At 66.9% G+C, this 23,397-nt stretch carries 20 protein-coding genes; 12 read left to right on the forward strand and 8 right to left on the reverse strand.

All coding sequences use genetic code 11. The annotated features are described in order from the left end of the window. Window positions 1–15: 15 nt before the first annotated feature. Together J2X42_RS13170 and J2X42_RS13175 are read right to left on the reverse strand one after the other, a co-directional pair. Window positions 16–3,405: a family 78 glycoside hydrolase catalytic domain gene (locus J2X42_RS13170; protein ID WP_310165813.1), complete on the reverse strand. Its 3,390-nt coding sequence runs from the start codon at window positions 3,403–3,405 to the stop codon at window positions 16–18. Further along, a complete protein-coding gene (locus J2X42_RS13175) occupies window positions 3,405–4,730 on the reverse strand; it encodes a Gfo/Idh/MocA family oxidoreductase (protein WP_310165814.1) in 1,326 nt (441 codons plus the stop codon). The genes J2X42_RS13170 and J2X42_RS13175 overlap by 1 nt, the downstream gene beginning before the upstream one ends. Before the next feature lie 340 nt (window positions 4,731–5,070). Between J2X42_RS13175 and J2X42_RS13180 the strand changes: the two genes are divergently transcribed. The 8 genes from J2X42_RS13180 (at window position 5,071) to J2X42_RS13215 (ending at window position 15,540) form a co-directional block, all read left to right on the forward strand. Continuing rightward, complete coding sequence (locus J2X42_RS13180; protein WP_310165816.1) at window positions 5,071–5,799, forward strand: DUF624 domain-containing protein; 729 nt, start codon at window positions 5,071–5,073, stop codon at window positions 5,797–5,799. Then, window positions 5,792–7,909 carry a beta-galactosidase gene (locus J2X42_RS13185; protein ID WP_310165818.1) on the forward strand — a complete coding sequence of 706 codons (2,118 nt, stop codon included), beginning with the start codon at window positions 5,792–5,794 and terminating at the stop codon, window positions 7,907–7,909. Before J2X42_RS13180 ends, J2X42_RS13185 begins: the two co-directional genes overlap by 8 nt. Next, entirely contained in the window at window positions 7,906–10,488 is a 2,583-nt protein-coding gene (locus J2X42_RS13190) for a hypothetical protein (RefSeq protein ID WP_310165820.1), read from the forward strand. The genes J2X42_RS13185 and J2X42_RS13190 overlap by 4 nt, the downstream gene beginning before the upstream one ends. A 95-nt stretch (window positions 10,489–10,583) precedes the next feature. After that, complete coding sequence (locus J2X42_RS13195; protein ID WP_310165822.1) at window positions 10,584–12,113, forward strand: extracellular solute-binding protein; 1,530 nt, start codon at window positions 10,584–10,586, stop codon at window positions 12,111–12,113. Between the two features lie 82 nt (window positions 12,114–12,195). After that, the gene (locus J2X42_RS13200) at window positions 12,196–13,218 is read left to right on the forward strand and encodes an ABC transporter permease subunit (RefSeq protein WP_310165824.1); all 1,023 of its coding nucleotides are present in this window, start codon (window positions 12,196–12,198) and stop codon (window positions 13,216–13,218) included. Then, entirely contained in the window at window positions 13,218–14,090 is an 873-nt protein-coding gene (locus J2X42_RS13205; protein ID WP_310165826.1) for a carbohydrate ABC transporter permease, read from the forward strand. Before J2X42_RS13200 ends, J2X42_RS13205 begins: the two co-directional genes overlap by 1 nt. A 28-nt stretch (window positions 14,091–14,118) precedes the next feature. After that, window positions 14,119–14,868: a rhamnogalacturonan acetylesterase gene (locus tag J2X42_RS13210; protein WP_310165828.1), complete on the forward strand. Its 750-nt coding sequence runs from the start codon at window positions 14,119–14,121 to the stop codon at window positions 14,866–14,868. Beyond that, window positions 14,869–15,540, forward strand: coding sequence for a DUF1961 family protein (locus J2X42_RS13215; protein ID WP_310165829.1), 672 nt, complete (start codon window positions 14,869–14,871; stop codon window positions 15,538–15,540). 26 nt (window positions 15,541–15,566) lie between these two features. On the opposite strand, the gene J2X42_RS13220 is transcribed toward J2X42_RS13215, so the two are convergent. From J2X42_RS13220 to J2X42_RS13230, 3 genes are all read right to left on the reverse strand, one after another. Continuing rightward, window positions 15,567–16,085 carry an N-acetyltransferase family protein gene (locus tag J2X42_RS13220; RefSeq protein ID WP_310165831.1) on the reverse strand — a complete coding sequence of 173 codons (519 nt, stop codon included), beginning with the start codon at window positions 16,083–16,085 and terminating at the stop codon, window positions 15,567–15,569. Window positions 16,086–16,087: 2 nt separating this feature from the next. Then, on the reverse strand, window positions 16,088–16,438 hold the full coding sequence (locus tag J2X42_RS13225; RefSeq protein ID WP_310165833.1) for a metalloregulator ArsR/SmtB family transcription factor: 351 nt from the start codon (window positions 16,436–16,438) through the stop codon (window positions 16,088–16,090). Window positions 16,439–16,500: 62 nt separating this feature from the next. Further along, the gene (locus tag J2X42_RS13230) at window positions 16,501–17,241 is read right to left on the reverse strand and encodes an MIP/aquaporin family protein (protein WP_310165835.1); all 741 of its coding nucleotides are present in this window, start codon (window positions 17,239–17,241) and stop codon (window positions 16,501–16,503) included. A gap of 172 nt (window positions 17,242–17,413) precedes the next feature. On the opposite strand from J2X42_RS13230, the gene J2X42_RS13235 reads away from it, so the two are divergent. The 3 genes from J2X42_RS13235 to J2X42_RS13245 all read left to right on the forward strand — a co-directional run bounded on the left by J2X42_RS13235 (window position 17,414) and on the right by J2X42_RS13245 (window position 19,825). Then, window positions 17,414–17,836: an arsenate reductase ArsC gene (locus tag J2X42_RS13235; protein ID WP_310165836.1), complete on the forward strand. Its 423-nt coding sequence runs from the start codon at window positions 17,414–17,416 to the stop codon at window positions 17,834–17,836. Window positions 17,837–17,987: 151 nt separating this feature from the next. Further along, window positions 17,988–19,364, forward strand: a complete 1,377-nt coding sequence (locus J2X42_RS13240; protein WP_310165838.1) for an FAD-dependent oxidoreductase — start codon at window positions 17,988–17,990, stop codon at window positions 19,362–19,364. A 26-nt stretch (window positions 19,365–19,390) separates the two neighbouring features. After that, a complete protein-coding gene (locus J2X42_RS13245; RefSeq protein WP_310165840.1) occupies window positions 19,391–19,825 on the forward strand; it encodes a low molecular weight phosphatase family protein in 435 nt (144 codons plus the stop codon). Between the two features lie 3 nt (window positions 19,826–19,828). On the opposite strand, the gene J2X42_RS13250 is transcribed toward J2X42_RS13245, so the two are convergent. From J2X42_RS13250 to J2X42_RS13260, 3 genes are all read right to left on the reverse strand, one after another. After that, the gene (locus J2X42_RS13250) at window positions 19,829–21,223 is read right to left on the reverse strand and encodes an FAD-binding oxidoreductase (protein WP_310165842.1); all 1,395 of its coding nucleotides are present in this window, start codon (window positions 21,221–21,223) and stop codon (window positions 19,829–19,831) included. A 98-nt stretch (window positions 21,224–21,321) separates the two neighbouring features. Further along, on the reverse strand, window positions 21,322–21,780 hold the full coding sequence (locus tag J2X42_RS13255) for a DUF1801 domain-containing protein (RefSeq protein ID WP_310165844.1): 459 nt from the start codon (window positions 21,778–21,780) through the stop codon (window positions 21,322–21,324). A gap of 88 nt (window positions 21,781–21,868) precedes the next feature. Then, window positions 21,869–22,894, reverse strand: a complete 1,026-nt coding sequence (locus J2X42_RS13260; RefSeq protein WP_310165846.1) for a LacI family DNA-binding transcriptional regulator — start codon at window positions 22,892–22,894, stop codon at window positions 21,869–21,871. Window positions 22,895–23,044: 150 nt separating this feature from the next. On the opposite strand from J2X42_RS13260, the gene J2X42_RS13265 reads away from it, so the two are divergent. Then, window positions 23,045–23,392 (forward strand): L-rhamnose mutarotase, encoded by a 348-nt coding sequence (locus tag J2X42_RS13265; RefSeq protein WP_310165849.1) that lies wholly within the window; start codon window positions 23,045–23,047, stop codon window positions 23,390–23,392. The last annotated feature ends 5 nt before the right edge of the window (window positions 23,393–23,397 follow it).

Genomic DNA, 23,397 nt, shown 5'->3' on the forward strand with positions numbered 1-23,397 from the left:
CTTTGGGTGTCCCTGTCAGGATTCGTCGGACGGCGTGAAGGTCCAGGTACCTGGGTGGATCCTGAAGTCGTGTGAACGCACGACGGCGGGTCCCGCCGTCGGCCCTTGGATTCCGTAAGTGCCGGCGGGCATCCGGACCGTTGCGGTGACGCCGGCCGGAACGGTGCATTCCAGCTGCGTTCCCGCGGCCGTCCGCCGCCAGCTGACCGCTACGCTGCCGTTGGGCAGCGGGACGGTACCCTTGGCATGCTCCAGCCGGCACACCGGCGGTTCGATCAGCAGCTCGCTGCCTCCGGGAACAGTCACGCGCACGCCGAGCAGGGACTCCAGGATTTCCTTCACCACGGAGGCGGACCACGCATGGGACTGGCTGTAGTCCGTTCCTTCCGCGAGGTCCCAGGCTTCCCAGGTGAAGCTGGCGCCGGACTCGAGGAGACGCGCCCAGCCCGGCTGGTCCGCCGACGTGAGCAGGTCCAGCACGGCGTCCGTCAGGCCCTCGGCCAGCAGCGCGCGGACCAGCCGGTGCACGGTCATGGGTCCCTGCCGCATGCCCTGGCCGGCGATCCGCTTCGCGTCCGCAGATGCATAGGCCGGATCGGTGATGCCGAGGGAAAGCGGGAAGGAGGTGGCGTGCTGGGACGCCTGGTTGCTGGGGGTGCCGTCGGCGTGCAGGCCGTCCACCATCACGCCGTCCACCCGGAGGCGGGTGCGGATGGTTTCCGCGAGTGCCCCGGCGTGGCCGGCGTACCGGACGGCTGCGTCCTCCTGGCCGGCGAGGCTGCACAGCCGGGCCGTGGAGATGAGGGCGGAGTAGGCCTGGGCGTTGACGGTGCTCTTGGCCGCGCAGTCCATGTCGTAGCCGTACCGGCCGGGGGCCGGCCAGTCCACGATGCCGTGCAGGTAGGGGCCGGAGCCGCCGCCCAGTTCGGTGACCAGTCCCGCCGTCGGGCCTTCCGTGGCGAGGTACCGCAACGCGTAGTCCGCTGTGTCGCGGAGGTGCGGGAGGAGTTCCCTGACCAGGGCGAGGTCCCCGGTCCGGAGGTGGTATTCCTCGGCCCACTCAGGCATCATGAGCGAAAAGTCGGGGATGTCCCGTTTCCCGTCGCCGTTGGGGTAGACAGCGTTGTAGCGCCCACGATCCTCGCCGGCGGTCCAGTAGCGGCCGGCCGACCAGCCGAACTCCCGCAGCGCCTGCGCCGTGTAGGCGTGCTCGCCGAACAGGGCCATGGTGGCGTAGGAGATGTTGACGGCGTCGGCCAGGAACTGGCCTTTCTCACGGGTGGGCGTGTCAACGAACTGCTCCTGGATGCCGTACAGCGCGGAGTCGCGCAGGAGCCCGAACACGGCGTCCAGGGTGGGGTCGGAGCTGCTGAAGCTCCCTTCGTCCGGGTGCCGGCCGTGCACGACGACGGCGCCTACCCGGGACAGGTCGGTCGCCTGCACGCCGGGCAGTTCCAGGTACCGGAAGCCCAGGTGCACTGTGGCGCGGAACTGCTGCGGGCCTTCCGCCTGGGTGTAAGGGAAGGACATGTCGGTGTTCTGGCTGGCTGTTTTGCCCCGGTCCACCCGCCCGTCCGCATCCAGGACATAGCCTGCCCGGATCATCAGGGTCCGTCCGGCCACGCCGGTGCGGAAGTCCACTTCCGGGCGGGCCGGGATGACCCGGCCGAAGTCCGCCACGAGCGTGCCGTCGGCTGCGGTCTGGAAGGACTGGGGAGCAACGAACGTTTCGGACAGGGAGGTGCGCCGGGGGTGCAGGGCCGGGAACGCGGAGACGGGGTGGGGGCCGTAGCTGAGCGCAGGGGGCATGTCCTGGCCTGCATCCAGTGCGGCCGCGGCCTGCCCGTCGAGGTGCTCCACGGGGTCGCCCTCATCGTTCCGGTAGCCGGCTTGCCGGTAGGGGGCTTCGGCGGCCGTCCAGTCGGGACCGGAGCCAAAGACCTCCCGGCGGCCGTCCGTGTAGTCCACGCTGAGCCGGACCAGCAGGCCCGGAACGCCGGCGGCCCTGCCCTGGCCGGGGCCGTACCAGTGCAGCAGGGCCGTCAGGGGAACCGGGACCGGCGCGTCCCGGTGGGCGGACTGTCCGGTCCGAACCGGCCGTTCCGGTCCGCCCGGTGTGTAGGCGGCGAGCAGTGCGGTGACGTCGGCGGCGTCGTAATATCCCTCGCCGGGGTAGCCGAAGGAGGTGGTGCTGAGGCAGGCCGTGCCGTCCAGGGCCAGCTGCGCGTGGTGGCTGGCCGCGGCGAAAAGGCGGGCCCGCGCAACGGTGCCGGTGAGCCGCACGGTGGTGCGGAAGAGCGTCCATTCGTCAGGCTGCCGGTGCGCGGTGGTGCCCGCCCAGTGGCCCAGGAACGCGCGGGCCTCTTCCGGGCCTTCGCTGAACCGGTGGTCCAGGAAAACGGCGTCGGCAGGATCAATGCCCGCATCATCGGCGTTGGCAGGAACAGCACTGGCATCAGGCTTGCCGGCAGGAACCGCGCCGGTGATCCGCAGCGAGGCGTACTCGGCCTGGCTGCGGGGACCCTGATGCAGGGCGAGGTGACCCTCGAACCCTGCCGGGAGCGGCTCGGCCACGGTGAGCAGCTCAACGCCGTCAAGGGCAACCGTGATGGTGGTGCCGTCGTCGGACACTGTCAGGTCCTGCCAGGTGCCGGGGACCAGGTCCTTGCCGGGGAGCCGTTGCTGGCTGGCTACGGCGTTGCGGTCAAGCCGGGCACTGGCCAGGACCTCGGTCTCCGGAGTGGCGGCGGCGGGGATGTCCCAGGCGGGGGCGCGGCGGAGCACCACGTTGCCCGCCGTGTTGAGTTCCAGCAGCAGTCCTGTGCCGGGGCCGCTGCTGCGAAGGAGCAGGCCGGCCCAGCCCATGACCGGCCGGAGGCGGGCTTTCAAGGTGAAACTGCGGACCGGCGGGCAGGGGATGGGCAGGAACGGCGAGCCGGCGACACGAAGGGCGCCCTCGAGGACGTCCAGCGGAGCCCGGCCACCCGGTGCGCGGTGGATCCAGTCGGCACCCCACCCGGTGTCCGGAAGTCCGGTGCTGAACGGCTCGGCCTCGGACCAAGGGCCGGGGAACCCTCCGGCGTCACTGACCCGGACCCGCCAGCTGTAGTCTGCATCCCCGGCCAGTTCCGGACCGTCGTAAGGAATCCCGGACTGGCCGGACGACGGGACGGGCCCGGAGTACCAGACCTCAGCGCCTGCCGAATCCTCGACGGCGATTTCGTAGCCGGTCTGCCGGGCCGCGGCAGGATCGGCGTCTTCCGGGTGGATCAGCCGCCAGCCAAACACCGGGCGCAACGACGCCGTAAGGCACGGGGCCAGGCCATCCGTCAGTAAGCCGGCCGCCTGCAGTTCGCCCTGTCGGGTCTGCGTGCGGGTGGCTTCCTGGGCGGGGGAGACACCCATCAGGAAGCAGATCCGTGAGCCTGCAGGGCCCAGGGCAGTCCGAGTTCCCTGAAGGTGGCGTGCTCCCGGGCGGCACGTTCCAAAGCATCTTCGATCCCGACGACGACGGCGTGGGCGGCCTCTCCGTCACCCTCCCACTGGACGTAGGCGCCGTCGATCAGGGCCGGCAGCGGCGCGGTGCGGATGGCTTCGAGCACCAGCATAAAAGCACCGCTGTCCAGGAGCGGGCTGATGAGCTCCCTGCCCTCACGGCGGTGGGCAAGCAGGTTCTCCGTGAGGTCGTCCCGGCCGAGGACCTGCTCGGTCCGCCCGGCAGGGGTGGTCACGGTGAGGCGGTCCTCGGTGTAATGGAACACGGCCTCGCCCAGGGACCCCTGCAGTGTCACGTAGGGTTCCACGGATTCGGTGGCGCAGATGGTGAGGGCGCAGGTGACGGGAAGTCCCGTGGCGGTGCGGATCCGGATGACGGAGGTGTCGTCGGACTCGATGTCGTTGGCCCGGTAGAGATCGGTTTCCACCGAAGCAACATCGTCGACGGTGCGGGCGCCGGCGATGCGAAGCGCGGTGGCCACCGCATGGGCCAGGGGATTGGTGGCGACGCCGTCCACCACGTCGACGCCGTCGATGCTCCGCTTTCCGGCCCAGCGGGAGCGCTTGTAGTAGGCCCTGTCACGGACCCAGCGGCCGGTGGCCGAGATGCCCTGCAGCGTGCCGATGGTGCCGCCGGCCAGGAGTTCCTCGATGGCCTGCAGCGCGTGCGATCCCAGGCTCTGGAAACCGATCTGCACGCTCCGTCCCGACGCCTCGGCGGCCTCGCACAGGGTGTTGAAGTCCGCAAGGGACGCCACCGGCGGCTTCTCCAGATACAGGTCGGCGTTTGTGGTGAGGGCGGCGAGCCCGAGCGGTGCGTGGGTCTGGATGGGCGTGGCCACAATGATCAGTTCCAGGTCCGGGGTTGCTGCCAGGAGTTCGGCAAGCCCGGGAAAAACAGCGGCCGTGTCCGGCACGGATCCCGGTGCAGGCGGCTGCGGGTCAGCCACGGCAACGAGTTCGACGACGCCGGCAGCCTGGAGGCGCTCAAGGTTGCGCAGGTGGTGTGTGCCAAAGCCGTGGACGCCTACCAGCGCCACACGGGCCGGGCCGGTTTGCGCCGGCTGTTGTGCCGGGGCGGGTGCCGCCGCCCGGACTTCGGACTGCGCAGGATCTTGGGAATGGACCGAATTTCCGGCATGGGTGGGATCTGGGATCTCAGCAAGGCCGTCGGCCTGGCCCTGATCAGCGTTCCGGGACTGTGACTCGGCGGCGGTGCCGGCTGGCGTTCCCAATGGATCTCCGTTTCTGCCCGCAGGCACAAAAGCTTGGCCCCGGCGGCGGCGACGTGACGGCGGCGGAGCGGTCGATGCGGCGTGCCCGCCATGCCGGCGTTGGCTGGCGGAGACGGGGCTGTTTCACCCTGGGCGCACGCAGGCTGTTCACCCAGCAAGCGCTTTCCATTAACCAGTGTGGAGTACGACCGGGTGCAGAGTCCAGCTATGTAACGATTCAAAATTGGGCTTGACCTGCCGCCGTGAGGGGTCTAGATTTTCGAGAAACCGATTACTCACGTGACGCCGGCCACTCATGGAAGCGTTTCTGCAACGATGGAGAACCGAAGGGAGCTTTGCCATGCTGGCTGGAAATTTCAGTGCACGGGCCTACTCGTTCTTTGACACCCTGCTGTGGATCGCCTGCCTCAACCTGTTATGGATCCTCTTCACCCTCCTGGGCTTGGGCGTCCTGGGTGCTGGTCCGGCAACGGCCGCAGCGCAGATCCTGGTCCGGCGCAGGGCGCGCGGAGAAGCCGCCCCGCTGCTCAGGTCCTTTACCCGTGAATACTTTGCGAACTTCGTCCGGGCCAACGCACTGGCGCTTCCCGTCATGGCTGTGGCCGTCGCACTTGCCCTGAACTGGAACTACTCGTCCGGCGCCGGGGACCTGATGTCCCAGCTGATCGCGGCCGGCACGTTTGTGGCCGCCATTTTCCTGGCCGGGGCGGTCTGCTACCTCTTCCCGATGTATGCCCGCTACGAACTGCCGCTGGGCCAGTACCTGATGACCAGTTCCCGTTTCGCCATCCGCCATCTGGCGGGCACGGTCATCCTGCTGTTCGTCACGGCCGCAGCCGTCCACGCAAGCCGCGCGCTGCCCGGACTCATTCCGTTCTTCAGCATCGGCGCCTGGCTGTACGTGACCGGATGGCTGTGCGACCGGTTCTTTACCGCCAACGACGAGTCCGTGGCGGCCGTGGCCGCGCTCCAGGAAGCTGACATGCCCGCCGGCGGCAGCACCGGCGTCGCCCGTCCGTCCGGCACCGCAGCCGCCCGCCCCGCCCGGCAGGGGGCACCCGTTGGGTGAGCTCTTCGACGGCCGGCTCCTCTACGGCGCGGCCGTCTACCCCGAGGTCCTGGACGCCGCCACTTTCGAATCCGACGCCGCCCACATGCGCCGGCTGGGCATGAACACGGCCAGGCTGGGCGAGTTCATGTGGTCCGCCCTGGAGCCGGACGACGGCGGGATCCGCCTGGATGTCCTGGACCGCGCCCTCGATGTTCTCGGCGCCAACGGGCTCAACGCCATCGTCTGCACACCCACCGCCACGCCGCCGGTCTGGCTCACCCACGGCCACCCGGAACGCCTGCACCACACGGCCGACGGCGTTGCGCTGGGCCACGGCTCCCGGCAGCACATCTGCACCAACAACCCCGTTTTCCGTGACCGCGCCGCACGGATCACCCATGCCATCGCGGCCGCCGTCGGGAATGACCGCAGGGTGCTGGCCTGGCAGCTCGACAACGAGTTCAAGTCCCATGTGGGCGGCTGCCACTGCGCCACCTGCCGTGATCTGTGGGCCGGCTGGCTGGCCGAGCGCTATCAGGAGGTTGGGCTGCTCAACGAGGCCTGGCATTCCGCGGTCTGGAGTGAAACGTATCAAAACTTTGCCCAGGTGCCCCTTCCCGGCCCCACGCCCTTCCTGCACAACACGTCGCTGGTCAACGATTTCAGGCAGTTCAGCCAGGAGCTCATCAACCGGTTTGCCCGGGAACAGGCGGACATCATCCGCGCCCACAGCAACCTTCCCGTGACGCACAACAGCGGCTTCGGCTTCGACCTGGACAACGCTGCACTCTTCGCGGACCTGGACTTCTCCAGCTTCGACACCTACCCGTCGGCCAGCAACCATTCCGCCTTCCTGATGAACCTGGACTACTTCCCGCGGCTGGCAAAGACCCGGCGGACGGTCCTGATGGAAACCAGTCCCAGCCACGGCGGCTCGGTGCAGCACTACGGCGTGCCGCACCCGCACGGGTTCGTCGAAGCCGAGGCCTTCGCCAACTACGCCTCAGGATCCGCCGGATTCCTGTTCTGGCACTTCCGCCAGCACCGCGGCGGCAGCGAACAGGCGCACGGTTCGGTGCTCAGCGCCTGGGGACAGCCCACCATCGGCTACTCCGCCGCCGACGCCATCGGCCGCCTGCTCCCCGCCGTGAAGCCGCTGCTGGAGCACAGCAGCCCGGCCCAGCCCGCCGTCGCGGTGCACTACTCGGACCACGCGAAGGCATTCCTCGCAACAGAATCGGGCGGCGGCGCAGGCTACCGGAGCCTGGTCTCGGCATTCCATGCGGGACTGGTCCGGGCCGGCATCCAGCGGTCCCTGCTTCCGGTGGAGGCCTCCCTCGCGGGATACCGGGTCCTGTTCACCCCGTTCGTCCACCACCTGTCCGTGCAGGACCGGGAGCGGATCCTCCACTGGGTCCACGACGGCGGCACCTGGGTGTGCGGGCCCGGCACCGGAGACCGCACGGAGCACCACACCTGGCATGCCGACTCCGCCCTCGGCGGGCTGGAGTCCGCCGCCGGCGTCGAGTCCGTCTTCCAGTTCCCGGCCACCGGCTCGGGTTCCCGGGGCTCCATCCTGGGGCACGACGTCGTCCTCTCCCGGATGAGCACCTTCTTCCGGCTGCCGGAAACCGACCTGCCTGGCGCCGCCACTGCGCTCGGAACCGTCACGGCAGGCCCGGCCGAAGGCCTTGAATTCGCCACCGAACGCCGGATCGGCGCCGGCCGGATGATCCTGCTCGGCTCCTATCCAGGCACCGGCCCCGGGACGGGCACCGGGACTGGCCCGGGCACAGGCGCGGACGACGACGGCGCGGCGCTGGCTGCCGTCGTCGAACACGCCTGCGCCGGGGTGCTGCCGCCGGTCCGCACCGCGGGCGGCTCCGTGGCCGAATATCCGCGCTGGCGCAACGGCAGGCTGCAGCACTGGCTGGTCAACATGGGCCGGGAACCGAGCGCGTTTACGCTGCTGCGGCCCGCCCGCAGGCTGCTGGGCAAGCAGGCTGTCCACGCCGAAGGCGGCAGCCATCCCGGCCATCCCGCCGTCACACTTCCCGCGGGCATCCACACCCTGGGCGCTTACGACTACCTGGTCCTGGAAGACATCAAAGAGGAGCACGCGCTGTGAAATGGCTTGAGCAGGCACCACGAGTGGACACCGCTCTGTCCTTCGGCAGGCCGTGGGCGCAGGGCGATCTGGACGCCGTGGGCGTCCCAGGCATCAGGCTTGCTGATGCTGCGCTGGCCCATGAGGCCAGGCCGCTGGCCTATTGGCCGGACGGCACCGTTAAATGGACCGCCCATGCTGTGGTGGTTCCGGCGGGCACGGACGCCGCGGCGTTGGAACCGAAGCTTGCCCCGGACGTGGCACCGGCCGCTTCGCCGGCACCTGCACCCGCGAAGCCGTCCCGGCTGCTGGCGGCCTCCGACGGCCGGACCATCCGTGTCGACACCGGAACCTTTACGGTGGCCATCCCCGCTGGAAGCCAGACGGCGGGGGCGGCGCTCACCGGCCCGTTTACTTCACCCGACGGACGCCAACTCGGCGACGCACTGCGGCTCGTGGTGAGTGCACCGGATGCCGAGGCCAGTGTCGAGTCCGCGGAGATCGAAACCCCGGGCACCGTGCGGACGGTGGTCCGGATCGAAGGATCTGTCGCCGCCCGTGGCACCGAACTGCTCCGGTTCATCATCCGGCTCACGTTCTTCGCCGGTCAGGCCACCGTGCAGGTCACCCAGACACTGCTGTTCCAGGACGCGGCCAAGGACCGGATCATCAAGGGCATCGGACTGCGGCTGGACCGCAGCCTCAGCGGGGACCTGCTCAACCGCCGGGTCAGCATCGCGGGGGACACCGCCGTCTACACCGAACCCGTGCAATCCCTCTACACCCGGCCGTTCAGCGGCGACAACCCGGACTACGCGCGCCAGCTCACCGGCCAGGCCGTCGCCGAGACGCCGGAGACAGCGGAACTGTTCACCGTCGGGCGTATAAACGCCGTCTGGTCCAGCTTCCGCGTGACGCAGGAATCCGAGGACTACTTCCGGCTGGAGAAGCAGACCAAAGCCAAGCTGCTGCCCGTCCGGATGGGCAAGGGCCACCGCAGCCAGGGACTGCTGTACGCCGGCGACGCCACAGGCGGGGTGGCCATCACCCTGCGCGGCTTCTGGCAGAAATACCCTGCGGCCCTGGAAGTGGACGGCTTGGCCGGGGATTCCGCCTCCTTCACGGTCTGGTCCTGGGCCGAGTCCGTGGAACCCATGGACCTGCGCCACTACACGGACGAATGCCACGTGGCCAGCGCCTACGAAGGTTTCGACGAACTGCGCTCCACGCCCGAAGGCGTAGCCAACACCTCCCACCTCACCTTTGACCTCGTGGACGGCTCCCCTTCCAACGACTGGCTGTGGGATCTTGCCTGCGAACGCCAGCAGCCCGCGCAGCCCGTCTGCGCCCCTGAGCTGTACTACTCCTCCCGCGCCGCCGGCACCACCTGGGGGCTGCCGGCGGCGGAACCCGCGGGCGCTGCCGTCGAACAGCGGCTCGACGGGCTGGTGGACTTCTACACCCGGGAAGTGGAACAGCGCGGCTGGTACGGCTACTGGAATTACGGCGACTTTATGCACAGCTACGACCAGTACCGCCACCAGTGGCGCTATGACCTGGGCGGCTTCGCCTGGGCCAACAACGAACTGGCGCCGAACATGTGGCTCTGGCAGTCGTTCCTTCGCACCGGCGACGCCCGGGCGTTCCGCCTGGCCGAGGCCATGACCTGGCACAGCGCAGAGGTGGACCGGCACCACTTCGGCGAGTACTCCCAGCTGGGCTCGCGGCACAACGTGGTCCACTGGGGCTGCGGCTGCAAGGAAGTCCGGATCAGCATGGCCGGCCTGCACCGCTACTACTACTTCCTCACAGGCGACGAACGCATCGGCGAGCTCCTCGCCGAGGTCCGCGACGCCGAGCACGCCCTGGACCGGCTCGACCCGATGCGCGAGTTCTACGAGCGGACCCCGGAACGGACCCACCTCCGGATCGGCCCCGACTGGTCGGCCCTGGTATCCAACTGGTTCAGCGAATGGGAACGCACCGGCGACACCCAGTGGAAGGACCGGATCACCAAGGGCATCGGCCAGCTTGAAGCCATGCCCCACGGGCTGCTCTCCGGACCCACCCTGGAATTCGACGCCGCAGCCCTGGACCTGCACCACATGTTCACCGGCACGGAGGGCGGCTTCCACATGATCATCGCCTTCGGCGCCCCGCAGGTGTGGATGGAGGTGGCCGAGGCGCTGGACCACGACGGTTTCCGCCGGATGCTCGCCGATTTCGGCCGTTTCTACGCCCTGCCCGAAGCCGAAAAGCAGCGCCTCACCGGCGGCGCCCTGGACGACACGCACTTCAGCTGGCCGTCCATGGCCACCGGAATGATGGCCTACGGCGCCTGGTACTACCGCGACGATGAACTCGCTGCCACGGCCTGGGACTTCCTGCTGGAGAACGCCGGCGGCGGACTGAATACCCCCTTCGCCGCATCGCTGCAGCAGGCACAGACCTGGCGGCCCGTCGTCGAACATCCCAACGTCTCCACCAACTGGGCCTCCCAGTGGGGCCTGAACGCCATGCTCTGCCTGGAACTGATCGGCCCGCCGGGGGAACCCCGCTGGGCCAGCCACCCCCGCGACCTGGCCCGCATGGCCACCTGAACCGCACCAACCCAACCGCACCACCTGAACCGCCCCAACGAACCCGGTGAGATGACCTGCCGGAACCAACCCCGAAGAAGTGGAAAAGGAACAACATGATCACCAGAAAACTCAGCCTGGCCGCCGCCGTCGTGACCGCCACGGCCCTGACCCTGACAGCCTGCGGAGCAGGTGAAACCCCCGCCGTTGATACCACCAAAATCAGCATCATGGCGCCGTTCCTGGAAGCGCAACCGCCGTCGGCCGACGGTGCCGTGCAGCAGAAGTTCGAAGAGCTCACAGGCAAGGATGTGAACATCACCTGGGCGCCCAACGCATCCTACGAAGACAAAATGAACATCACGCTGGCGTCCTCCGAGATCCCCCAGATCATGGTGGTGCAGAGCAAGTCGCCCGGGTTCGTCAAGAACGCCGAGGCGGGCGCCTTCTGGGACCTGACCGACAAGCTGGACGCGTACCCCAACCTGAAGACCACCTTCCCCGAGGTGCAGAACAACGCCAGCGTCAACGGCAAGGTCTACGGCGTCTTCCGGGCCCGCGGACCCATGCGCGCGGCCGTGATGTTCCGGCAGGACTGGCTGGACAAGCTGGGCCTGAAGGCACCTGAAACCACCGAGGACCTCTACAACGTGGCCAAGGCCTTCACCGAGCGGGATCCGGACGGCAACGGCCAGAACGACACGTGGGGCATCACCATCCCGAAGTGGGGCGCGCTGGGCTCCAACAGCCCCTACGACATCATCGAGGAGTGGTACGGCGCCGGGAACCGCTGGACCGAAAAGGACGGAAAGCTGATCCCGAGCTTCGAAACCGAGGAATTCCTCGAAGCCAACCGCTTCGTCAAGAAGATGGTGGACGAGAAGCTCATCAACCCGGACTTCGCAACGTTCGACGGCACCAAATGGAACGAGCCGTTCTTCAACGGCAAGGGCGGCATCATCGTCGACGTCGACTCGCGCGTCAGCGTCCTGATCAACCTGTTCAAGCAGGCCAACCCCAACGATTTCGAAAACAAGGTGGGCTTCGTCGGCAACCTCAAAGGACCGGACGGCGAACTCAACGCCCACCCCACCGACGGCTACTCCGGTTTCCTGGCCATCCCCAAGACCAGCGTCCGCACCGAGGCTGAGCTGAAGAACGTCCTGGAATTCCTGAACACCATGAACGGCAAGGAAGTTGCCACGCTCTTCAACAACGGCATCGAAGGCGTGAACTTCGCCGTCGAGGACGGCAAGGCGGCCACCATCAAGCCCGAAACACCCGAGGGCAAGGCTGTAGCCACGGACATCAAGAGCTACGCGCAGCTAGGCACCAACGTCACCGGCAACAACTTCTACCCCGTCAAGCAGGCCTCTGAGTACGAGCAGAAAGTCTACGACGAGCGAGTTAAGGTCATGGCAGAAGACCTGAAGAGCGCCGTCTACAACCCGGCCGCGGCCTTCGTTTCGCCCACCTACGTGGCCAAGGGTGCGCAGCTGGACAACATCGTGGCGGATGCCCGGATCAAGTACCTGGCCGGCCAGATCGATGAGCAGGGCCTGAAGGACGCCATCAAGCTGTGGAAGTCCAGCGGCGGCGACAAGGTCCAGGAAGAGATCAACAAGCTCTGGCAGGACAGCAAGTAACAGCCCCCGGCGCCGCCGGCCGGACCCGCACACCGTGCGGGCCGGCCGGCGGCGGATCCCCACCACCAGAAAGGAGGCCTGAATGTCGCAACTGACAGATGCACTGGCCTCGAACATCGGCGCCGGCGACGATGCCGGCACGGAGAACGGCAAAGCCGGAAAACGGAGCAAAAAGCCGGGCAAGCCCCCTAAAGTCCCGCGCGGCAAGTTCTCGGTTCATTTCGCGCACTACAAGTGGCTTTACCTGCTCCTGCTGCCCGGCGTGCTGTACTTCGCGGTGTTCCGCTACGCCCCGATGTACGGCGTCAGCATTGCCTTCAAGGATTACGTCCCGTTCCTGGGCGTGAATGCCAGCCCGTGGGTGGGGTTCACCCATTTCCAGGACTTCTTCTCCAACCCGGACTTCGGCCGGCTGCTGGGCAACACCCTGATCCTGGCCTTCCTGAACCTGGGCGTGGCGTTCCCGCTGACCATCGTGCTCGCGCTGCTCCTGAACGAGGTCCGCCTGAGCATTCTCAAACGCACCGTCCAGACCCTGGTCTACATCCCGCACTTCCTGTCCTGGACCATTGTGGCGTCGCTGAGCTTCCTGTTGTTCGCCCTGGACTTCGGGCCCCTGTTCCTGTTTATCAACAACGTGCTGGGCACGGACATCGACTTCCTCTCCGACCCCGCCTGGTTCCGGCCGCTGATCGTGCTGCAGGAAATCTGGAAGAACACCGGCTGGGGAACCATCATCTTCCTCGCCGCCCTGGCCACCGTGGACCAGGACCAGTACGAGGCCGCGATCATCGACGGCGCCGGCCGGTTCCGCCGGGTCTGGCACATCACCCTGCCCGGGATCCGCTCCACCATCATCGTGATGCTCATCCTCGCGATCGGGCAGATGCTCAACACCGGCTTCGAGCAGATCTACCTCATGACCAACGCCCTGAACCGCGATGTCGCCGACGTCTTCGACACGTACGTCTACTTCGTGGGCATCACCCAGGGCGCCTACTCCTACTCCACCGCGGTGGGACTGTTCAAATCCCTGGTGGGCATCGTGCTGATCTTCGGCACCAACGCCCTGGCCAAGCGGTTCAACCAGAGCGGACTGTTCTAATGAAGATTCACAACACCACCGGCGGGCGGATCTTCGATGCCGCCAACTACGTCTTCCTGACCCTGATCGGCATCATCACGCTGCTGCCGTTCGTCTACGTCTTCGCCGGCTCCTTCGCCACCGAAGCAGAAATCACCCGGCGGGCCTTCTTCGTCTGGCCCGAACAGTTCAGCCTGGGCTCCTACGAATACATCTTCTCCACCCCGGCGTTCATCCGCGCCCTGGTCACCACCGTCCTGGTCACCGCGGTGGGCACCGTGGTCCAGCTGATCCTGACCGTAACCATGGCCTACCCGCTGGCCAAACGGAACCTCCGCGGCCGCCAGCTCATCCTGTCCCTGGTGGTCTTCGCCATGGTCTTCTCCGGCGGCATGATCCCCACCTTCCTGCTGATCAAGGACCTCGGCCTGCTCAACAGCTACTGGGCCCTGATCCTGCCCGCGGCCATCAACCCGTTCAGCCTGATCATCATCAAGAACTTCTTCCAGGAACTCCCCGCCGAGCTGGAGGAATCCGCCAAAATGGACGGCGCCACCGAAGTCGGGATCCTCTGGCGGATCCTGCTGCCGCTCTCCAAACCGGTGCTGGCAACGTTCGCGCTGTTCTACGCCGTGGGAATCTGGAACGACTTCATGTCACCCCTGCTCTACCTGAGTGACAACTCCAAATGGACGCTGCAGATGTACCTGCGCCAAGTGACGGCCTCCTCGGATCTCCTCGGCACCGGAAACGTGGACCCGAACTACATCCCGCCTGAACAGGGCATCAAGTTCGCGGTCATCGTCGTCGCCACCCTGCCCATCCTGGTCTTCTACCCCTTCCTGCAGAAGCACTTCGCCAAGGGCATGCTGATCGGCTCCGTCAAGGGCTGACCGCGCCAAAAACAACAGAAAGCACAGTATGAAAATCCTGCTCGCCGGAGATTCCACGGTGGCCAACTGTCCCACCCACGAGTACCCCATGAGCGGCTGGGGAGCGCACCTGCCCCGGCACACGTACACGTGGGCCGCCGTGCACAACTTCGCCAAGGGCGGGGCCAGCACGGAGTCCTTTCGGGAGGAAGGGCTTTGGGGGCAGCTGCTGGACACCGCCGCGGAGGGCGACCTCGTCCTGATCCAGTTTGGGCACAACGACCAGAAAAAGGTCCACCTCGCGGCCAGGACCGGGTACGCCGCCAACCTCCGCACCATGGTGGCGGACGTGCGTGCCCGGGGAGCGGTGCCGGTGCTCTGCACCTCGGTGGAGCGCCGGCACTTCCTGGCCGGGCCGGCGTCGGACGCTGTCCTGGAAGAAAGCCTGGAGGACTACCCCGAAGTGGTCCGCGAAATCGCACTTGAACTGCAGCTGCCCGCCGTCGACCTCAACGCCTGGACCCGTGCGCTGTATGAGGAGCTGGGGGTTGAGGAATCCCAGTCCCTGTTCTGCCATTTCGGGCCCGGTGAGCACGCCTTCTGGCCTGCCGGGCTGGCGGATAACACGCACTTCTCCCAGACTGGAGCGGCCCTCGTCGCGGAGGAAGTTGCCGCCCGGCTGAGCATGCTCGGCTTCGGCCCCAAGCAACGCGGGGTCACATCAAGCCCAATAAACGGCGAAAATAGGGCCGGAAGTGACCCCGCGTTGGGGGTAAGCACGACGGCGGGGCGGGGCTAGGTGGGTGCGCCGCGCGGCAGCACCGGCCTGCTGTACAGCAACCCGCTTGCAGGCCCGGCGGACGTGGCCGGCTGGGTGGCGGAAGGACCGCTGAGCCTGGCCAGCCACGACGGTGCGCTGGAGCTGTCCGGCTCGCTGGACGACGAAGAGTTCGGGGACCATGCGCACTGGACGTTCTGGTGCCCGGAGGAATTCCCGGACGGCATCCGGATCAGCTGGGAGTTCCTGCCCCTCGCCGAACCGGGCCTGGCGATGCTGTTCTTCTCAGCCGTGGGCCACGAAGGACGGGACCTGTTCTCCGCCGGCCTGGCGCCGAGGACCGGGTACTACCCGCAGTACCACTCCGGCGATATCGACGCCCTCCACATCTCCTACTTCCGGCACAAGTACGAGTCTGAGCGCGCCTTCCGCACCTGCAACCTCCGGAAAAGCGCCGGCTTTGAACTGGTGGCCCAGGGCGCCGACCCGCTGCCGCCCACCGGGGATGCCGTGGATTTCTACCGGATGGAAGTGGTGAAGGACGGGCCGCGCGTGGCGTTCTCCATCAACGGACTGACTCTCTTTGAGTGGTCGGACCCGTCGGACAACGTGCTGGGCGGCGGCCGCATCGGCTTCCGCCAGATGGCACCGCTCAGGGCGGCCTACCGGAACCTCAGCGTGGAGAAGATCTAGGGGCCCGGCAGCACTGTCCCAACCATTCAGATTGCGGGGGAGCGGCGTTCGATCAGGACGGTGTCGCGCCACCGCCCAGTGAGCGGTCCGTGGGCCATCCTGGCGATGCGGTGTCGGCGGCCCACCTCAACGTATCCGTTAGCGAGGTGGAGTTTGAGGCTGGCCTCATTTTCGGGAAAGACGCTCGCCTGGATGGTCCAGATCCCGTCACGTTCCGTGGAATCAGCCAAGGCCTGCAGCAGCTTTGCGCCCATGCCGAGCCCGCGCGCTTCGGCCGCGACATAGACAGAGTGTTCCACCACGCCTGAGTAGGCGGGTCGGGCGGAGACGGGGGAGACGGCGGCCCAGCCAAGGATTGCGCCGTCGGCTGTTTCTGCGACGAGCCGGTGGCGGGGGAGCCTGGACGCATTGAACTGTTCCCAGCCGGGCGCCTCCGATTCGAAGGTTGCGTGTCCGGTGGCGATTCCTTCGGCGTAGATCCGCTGGACCGCCGGCCAGTCGCTGTCGAGCATGGGACGTATGGCCACAGCTGACTGTCGCGGCATGGTCACAGCGTGGCCAGAAGTCCGGCCGCCTCGTCCAGGGCCCCGGGTACCAGGGAGTAGTAGGCCCAGGTGCCGCGCTTTTCGCGGTGCAGGAGCCCGGCCTCCACCAGGATCTTCAGGTGGTGGGAGACCGTGGGCTGGCCCAGGTCCAGCGGCTCCGTCAGGTCGCACACGCAGGATTCGCCGGAGGCGTCCGCCTTGACGATGGACAGCAGCCGCAGCCGGTTCGGATCGGCCAGCGCCTTGAACACCAGGGCTTTTTGCTTCGCTTCCTCGGCGCCCAGGGCAGGGACTCCTGAGGGAGTGCAGCAGGCTTCATCCGTGGCCTGGTCCAGTACGGGCAGCAGTTTCATATATCCATTATGCCCTGACATTGACAGTCATCAATGTAGTCGGGGAAGGGCAACGACGAAGGCTATGGACCGGCCGTGCCGGAATGGTGCGGAAGGACGACGTCGTCCGCGGCGTTGGCGGCGGAAGGGAACAGGATCAGGAGGAGGCCAAGGCCGACGGCGGCGCCCACCAGCTGCGCCGCCACGAAGCCGGGAACGGATGCCGGTGCAATGCCGGCGAAGGTATCACTGAAGATGCGGCCGACGGTCACGGCCGGATTCGCGAACGACGTCGAGGACGTGAACCAATAGGCGGCGCCGATGTAGGCGCCCACCGCCGGGGCTGCGAGGACGCCGCGTTTGGTGGCGGCCAGGGCGAAGATCAGGAGGACGAGGCCAGCGGTCGCGACGACTTCGCCGAGGAGGTGTCCGGTGGTGGCCCGGTCTTTTGCGGAGATGGACGTGCCCACCTCAAACATGGCATTGGCCAGGACGCTGCCGCTGATTGCACCCACGGTCTGTGCTGCCACGTAGGTGCCGAGCTCCGGCAGGGTCAGCCCGGAACCGCTGCGCCGGCCCAGGACCCAGTCGACAAGCGAGACCACGGGGTTGAAGTGGGCGCCGCTGACGGGGCCGAACACCAGGATCAGGACCGTCAGGCCCAGCACTGTGGCGGTGCTGTTCTGCAGGAGCTGCAGGCCGACGTCGTGAGGGGAGAGTTGCTGTGCGGCGATTCCGGAGCCAACGACGATGGCTACGAGCAGGCAGGTGCCGAGAAGTTCCGAGACGGCACGACGCCACAGGGGTGGCTGCAGTGAGGGCATGGCAACAGCTTGATCGAAGAATGGACGGCGTCAAAATTGACGCGTCCTTGCCCTTTCATAATATTGACAATCATCAATCTTTAGTCCGATACTTCTTTGTATCGATCATTATCAATGTTCGGCCTCAGGCAGCCCAGCATGCCGTCACCAGACTGATCCCAGGAGAAACCACGTGAGCACCGAAACGGCCAAGAAGCCCTCCGTTCTTTTCGTCTGCGTCCACAATGCCGGACGCTCCCAGATGGCGGCCGCCTTCCTGACCACGCTCGCCGCGGGTAACATCGACGTCCGCTCCGCCGGGTCCCAGCCCGCCGACAGGGTCAACCCGGCCGCCGTCGAGGCAATGGCCGAGCTTGGCATCGATATGTCCGCCGAGATCCCCAAGGTCCTCACCACCGAGGCCGTGCAGGAATCGGACGTGGTGATCACCATGGGCTGCGGCGATGAATGCCCGTACTTTCCCGGCAAACGCTATGAGGACTGGGTCCTGGAAGATCCGGCCGGCCAGGGCGTGGACGCCGTCCGCCCCATCCGCGACGAGATCAAGGCCCGCATCGAAGGCCTGATCGCCTCCCTCATCCCTGCGGCCAGGTAACCCGACCAAGCAAAGGCCCAAGCGGGGGAGGAGGCGAGCTGAATGAACACCGGATGCTGCGGCGATGGCTGCTGCGACGACGAGCAAGACTGCTGCTGACACACCCTCCCTGCCAGAACGGCCAGACCGACAGATGGAACAAAGGACAACCATGGAGCCAGCGAAGAACCTTCCTGTTGCAGTGATCGGCGCCGGCCCTGTCGGCCTGGCCGCCGCGGCGCACCTGCTTGAGCGCGGCCTCGAGCCGCTGATCTTCGAAGCAGGCACGACGGCGGGCGCGGCCATTGAGCAATGGCGCCACATCCGGCTGTTCTCACCTTGGCGGTTCAACCTCGACGCCGCGGCCACCCGCCTGCTTGAAGCGGCCGGTTGGGCAGCGCCACGGCCCACCGCCCTTCCGTACGGCGGGGAACTCATCGACAATTACCTGGCGCCGCTGGCCGCCCTTCCCGGGATCGCGACCCGGCTGCAGACCGGCGCCCGCGTGGCCGCCGTGACGCGGGAGGGCCTGGACAAGACCCACGTCCGGAACCGCGACACCACACCGTTCGTCGTCCGCGTCGAACATCAGGACGGAGAAACGCGCGACCACATTGTCGCAGCGGTCATCGACGCCTCGGGCACCTGGTCCCGCCGAAACCCGCTGGGCACCTCCGGGCTGCCTGCCATCGGCGAGGAAGCAGCAGCAGAGCGGATCTCCGCGCCGCTTCCCGACGTCGCCGGCCGGGACCGGGCAGCCTTCGCCGGCCGCCGGGTCCTGGTGGTCGGAGCGGGACACTCCGCCGCCAACACCCTGATCGGCCTCGCCGACCTCGCCAGGGACGAGCCGGACACCCGGATCCTCTGGGCGGTCCGCGGCGCGTCCGCAGAGAAGGTTTTCGGCGGCGGCGACGCCGACGGGCTTCCCGCACGGGGCCAGCTCGGCGGCCGGGTCCGCCGCCTCGTGGAGGCCGGCACCGTCGAACTGCACACCGGCTTCGGCATCGCTTCGCTCAAGACGTTGGATTCCGGCGTGACCGTTGAAGCCGTTGACGGCCGCACCCTGGACGCGGACGTCGTCGTGCCTTGTACAGGTTTCCGTCCGGACTTGGAGATCCTGCGCGAGCTCCGGCTCAACCTTGACCCGGCCGTCGAGGCTCCCGTGGAGCTCGGCCCTCTGATCGACCCCGAATTCCACTCCTGTGGAACCGTCCCGCCGCACGGCGCGAAAGTCCTGGCCCACCCGGACAAGGACTTCTTCATCGTGGGCATGAAGTCCTACGGCAGGGCCCCGACCTTCCTGCTGGCCACAGGCTATGAACAGGTCCGCTCCGTCGTGGCCGCCCTTGCCGGCGACCAGGAATCAGCCGATGCCGTCCACCTCGAACTCCCTGAGACCGGCGTCTGCTCCACCGACGCCGGCACCAGCTGCGACATCCCGGCAGCGTCCACGCCAAAATCCGCCGAGGCCGGTTGCTGCTCCGCTCCGGAACCTGTGCTGGTAGGCTTCCCCACCGGGCTGTCCCACGGACGATCCGGCAGCAACTGAACAGTCGTACACAAGAAAGCACAGTGATGTCCCAGGAAACCGGAAGCACCTCCAACGCACCGTCTGTGCTTTTCGTCTGCAGCAAAAACGGCGGCAAATCCCAGCTCGCGGCCGGCCTCATGAGCCAGCTGGCCGGTGGAACCGTCAGGGTCTACTCCGCAGGCACTACGCCGGGAAGCTCACTCAATCCCCAGGCCGTGGAGTCCCTGGCCGAACTGGGCATCGACATCGGCGGCGAACACCCCAAGCCCGTCACTGACGAGGTCCTGGACACCGTGGACGCCGTCATCGTCCTGGGTACCGAGGCGAAGCTCGAACCGCGCGACGGCACCCGCTACGAGGTCTGGAAAACGGATGAACCCTCCGAACGGGGGATTGAGGGCATGGAACGCATGCACCTGGTCCGGGACGACATCAGGGCCCGGGTGCAGAAGCTCTACGCGGAGCTCACCGCGAAGTAGTGGTCAGCCCGGCTTGATGTTCTGGTTCAGGGTGAAGAAGTTCGTGGGGTCGTATTTGTTCTTGAGTGCCTTGAGCCGGTCGTATTTGGCAGCACCGTAGGCCTGCCTGACCCGCTCCTCGCCCTCTTCCATCAGGAAGTTCACGTAGACGCTGGTGTGGTGGGGCGCGAGGGCAGACCAGTAGTCCCGCGCCCATTGCCGCTCAGCATCGAAGCCCTCGGCGGTCTTGCTGTTGCCGTTGATGTTGAACGTGAACCCGGCCTGGCGGCCATTGAAGGCCGTGGCACCATCGTCGATCCGCCCCACGGCACCGCCCATTTGCCACAGGGCGATGCTGGTGACCGGCGAGCTGATGCGGCTGCCGTGCTCGGCCACGATGTCGATGACCTCGTCGCTCAGGGCCGCCACGTCACAGGACCTGACATAATAATGCCAGCCGTGCGGGAAGGCCGGATCGAACGTCCGCTGATGCTCCAGAAACGGCTTGGGCCGGCAAAAATCGAGCACCGGCGAACCGAATTCCTTGAGCGGGCGGAGGGCCCGCTCGCCCTCCTCAACCGGGCCTGTGTAGCAGGCCGTGATAGCCAGGACGAGTTTGCCCACAAGCTCCGGCGGTACGATCGGCAGCGCCGGCGCCCTACGCTGCACGGCGATGGTCATCAGCTCGTCGGGGCAGTCCCCGATCCAGTCCCGGTAAAACCGCAGCACTTCCGGGGCATCTTCCATCGCCCAGAAGACCGGACCCGCCATCACGTACGGGCCCACCGGGCAGAGCCGGAACTCGAAGTCGGTGACGATGCCGAAGTTCCCGCCACCGCCCCGCACACCCCAAAAGAGGTCGGCGTTCTGGTCCTCGCTTGCCCTGACCAGTTCGCCGTCGGCGGTGACCACGTCTACGGACAGCAGCTGGTCAATGGTGAGTCCGTACTTGCGCATGACCCAGCCGATGCCGCCGCCCAGGGCAAGGCCCGCCACCCCGGTATGGGTGACGATCCCGGACGGAACGGCGAGGCCGAACTCCTGCGTCTCGCGATCGAGCTCGCCGAGCAGGACGCCGGCCTGGACGCGTACCGTGCGCGCCTCGGGGTCCACCCTGATCCCTTTCATGGGTCCCAGGTCTATGACCATGCCGCCGTCGCACACTGACAATCCGGGGAAGCTGTGTCCGCCTGCCCGCACGGCGACCAGCTGGTCCTGCGAGCGCGCGAGGCGGAGCGCGGCGCGAATATCTGCGACGCCGGTGCAGCGGGCAATCAGGGCCGGACGGCGGTCAATCGATCCGTTCCACACCTTGCGATGCTGGTCGTAGCCAGCGTCATCCGGGCGGACGAGGTCGCCCCGAAACGATGTCTGCAGCTCATCGACAGCAACGCCGTCGATCTCGGTGCTTTGTGCCATGGGACTCCCGGACCTCTCGCTCTTCCAGCAGAGTCCCACCGTTGGCGCGAACTGGCAAGGGGAAATCGCGCCCGGGCGCCCCGTCCAGGCGCGGGCCGCTAGCTGGCTGCCTTCTTCACGAGCTCAATGATTTTCGCTTCATCGGCTGCCGTCAATCTGGTCAGGGCGTAGGAAGTGGGCCACATGGTGCCGTCGTCGAGGTTCGCGGGGTCGCTGAATCCGAGCGTCGAGTACCGTGCCTTGAACTTGTCCGCGGGCTGGAAGAAGCAGACCACCTTGCCGTCCTTGGCGTAGGCAGGCATCCCGTACCAGGTCTTCGGCGCGAGCTCCGGCGCATTGTCCTTGATGATGGCGTGCAGCCGTTCGGCAATGGCGCGGTCCGAGTCCGACATCTCGGCGATCTTCCCCAGCACATCGCTTTCGCCATCCGGCTTGGCGGCGCCGGCACTTTTTCGCGATGCGGACTTGAGTTCCTGGGCCCGTTCCTTCATTGCGGCGCGTTCGTCCGCATCGAATCCCTCGTAGGACTTGGTGTTGGAGGCTGGCTTCTCCGTCATTGCGCGTTCCTTCCGTCATGGTCTGATGGGAACCACGCTAGTGTCCGTGCGTCGCGGCGGCTTCTCCAGAACTGCTCGAAGTTGAACCTCAGCCGGCGGAGGATCCCTTCGCCGGGCCTGTGCTTTGGCGGACCACCAGCTCCGGCGTGAACACCACCGCGCGGTGCCGCGGGTTCTCGGACTCCACTTCTTCGGCCAGCAGTTCAATGGCGGTGCGCCCCAACGCCTCGGTGGGCTGGCGGATGGAGGAAAGCGGCACCACGGCGGAGACGGCAAAATCGATGTCGTCGTAGCCAATCAGTGCAATGTCTTCGGGAATTCTCAGGGTGTGCGTCATGGTCAGCGACTGCATGACGCCCAGGGCCAGGAGGTCGTTGGCGCAGAAGATGCCGTCCGGCAGGTCCCCGCGCTCCACCAGCATGTTGCCCACGCTGCGGCCCGCCAGCACCGTCTGTCCGTCCGAATCAAGGACCTCCAGGGTGGCGTCGTGTTCCTCCTTCACGGCGCGCTGCGCGCCCTGCAGACGGTCCGCCACCTGGCGGATGGACGTGGGGCCTCCCACAAAGGCGAGCCGACGGCGGCCGGTGTCCAGCAGGTGCCGGGCAGCCAGGTAACCGCCGGCGTCGTCGTCCACTGACACGGAACTGTATTTGCTCTCGTCGGCCAGCCGGTCCACCAGGACGGTGGGAACGCCGCGCTCACGGAGCAGATCCAGCCGATCGGTGATGTCACCCACGGGGGAAATGAGAAGTCCCTGCACGCGCTGTTCCTGGAACAGGTCGATGTAGTTTGATTCGCGGCTGGCGTTGTGGCCGCTGTCGCCCAGCAGCACCGCGCTGCCCTGGAGGGCCGCGGCGTCTTCGGCGGCCCGCACCACTGACGTGAAGAACGGGTTGCCCACGTCCAGGACGATCAGCCCGATGGTCCGGCTCTGGCCTGCGCGCAGCTGGCGGGCGGCATCGTTGCGGACGAAGCCCAGCTCATCGATGGCCCGCAGCACCCGCTCCTTGGTCCGCTGGGACACCCGGTCCGGATAGTTCAGGACATTGGAGACCGTGCCCACGGCAACGCTGGCGTGGTTGGCGACGTCTTTGATGCTTGCTGAGCGATTCATAATTCTCCATGGCTTATATGCCGTGTGAAGCACTTTTCCGCGGTCCCGGATCGTGGTTTGGAAATTGCTTGACACCTACTTGACTTCAAGAGTACTTTGAATCGTAACAATGAAACGATTCAAAGTTTGGAAAGTTCAGGAGAGTCGCAGATGAGGGTGTGTTTCCGCTCCTCGGTCCAGCCAGGGCTGATCGAAGAATACAAGCGACGCCATGCCGCCGTGTGGCCGGAGATGCTCCGTGCGTTGAAGGACGCCGGCTGGACCAACTACTCGCTGTTCCTGGGCGGGGACGGGCTCCTGGTGGGCTACGTCGAATGCGACGATTTCGACGCCGTGCGGGCCCGGATGGCGCTGACCGAGGTCAACGCCCGCTGGCAGGCCGAGATGGCCACCCTGTTCAACAACCCGGACCAGGCACCCGACGAAGGGTTCCAGGTCCTCGAGGAAGTCTTCAACCTTGACGACCAGCTGGCGGCGGCGGAGTCCACCGCCAGCTGAGACCA

Origin of the sequence: Arthrobacter sp. BE255, assembly GCF_031457335.1 — a bacterium.
GTDB lineage: Bacteria > Actinomycetota > Actinomycetes > Actinomycetales > Micrococcaceae > Arthrobacter.

Bases quoted from the DNA above. Each gene is read 5' to 3' on its own strand.
- J2X42_RS13170 (WP_310165813.1), bottom strand. From the start codon at position 3,405: ATGGGTGTCTCCCCCGCCCAGGAAGCCACCCGCACGCAGACCCGACAG.
- J2X42_RS13180 (WP_310165816.1), top strand. From the start codon at position 5,071: ATGCTGGCTGGAAATTTCAGTGCACGGGCCTACTCGTTCTTTGACACC.
- J2X42_RS13195 (WP_310165822.1), top strand. From the start codon at position 10,584: ATGATCACCAGAAAACTCAGCCTGGCCGCCGCCGTCGTGACCGCCACG.
- J2X42_RS13200 (WP_310165824.1), top strand. From the start codon at position 12,196: ATGTCGCAACTGACAGATGCACTGGCCTCGAACATCGGCGCCGGCGAC.
- J2X42_RS13205 (WP_310165826.1), top strand. From the start codon at position 13,218: ATGAAGATTCACAACACCACCGGCGGGCGGATCTTCGATGCCGCCAAC.
- J2X42_RS13210 (WP_310165828.1), top strand. From the start codon at position 14,119: ATGAAAATCCTGCTCGCCGGAGATTCCACGGTGGCCAACTGTCCCACC.
- J2X42_RS13220 (WP_310165831.1), bottom strand. From the start codon at position 16,085: ATGCCGCGACAGTCAGCTGTGGCCATACGTCCCATGCTCGACAGCGAC.
- J2X42_RS13225 (WP_310165833.1), bottom strand. From the start codon at position 16,438: ATGAAACTGCTGCCCGTACTGGACCAGGCCACGGATGAAGCCTGCTGC.
- J2X42_RS13230 (WP_310165835.1), bottom strand. From the start codon at position 17,241: ATGCCCTCACTGCAGCCACCCCTGTGGCGTCGTGCCGTCTCGGAACTT.
- J2X42_RS13240 (WP_310165838.1), top strand. From the start codon at position 17,988: ATGGAGCCAGCGAAGAACCTTCCTGTTGCAGTGATCGGCGCCGGCCCT.
- J2X42_RS13245 (WP_310165840.1), top strand. From the start codon at position 19,391: ATGTCCCAGGAAACCGGAAGCACCTCCAACGCACCGTCTGTGCTTTTC.
- J2X42_RS13250 (WP_310165842.1), bottom strand. From the start codon at position 21,223: ATGGCACAAAGCACCGAGATCGACGGCGTTGCTGTCGATGAGCTGCAG.
- J2X42_RS13255 (WP_310165844.1), bottom strand. From the start codon at position 21,780: ATGACGGAGAAGCCAGCCTCCAACACCAAGTCCTACGAGGGATTCGAT.
- J2X42_RS13260 (WP_310165846.1), bottom strand. From the start codon at position 22,894: ATGAATCGCTCAGCAAGCATCAAAGACGTCGCCAACCACGCCAGCGTT.
- J2X42_RS13265 (WP_310165849.1), top strand. From the start codon at position 23,045: ATGAGGGTGTGTTTCCGCTCCTCGGTCCAGCCAGGGCTGATCGAAGAA.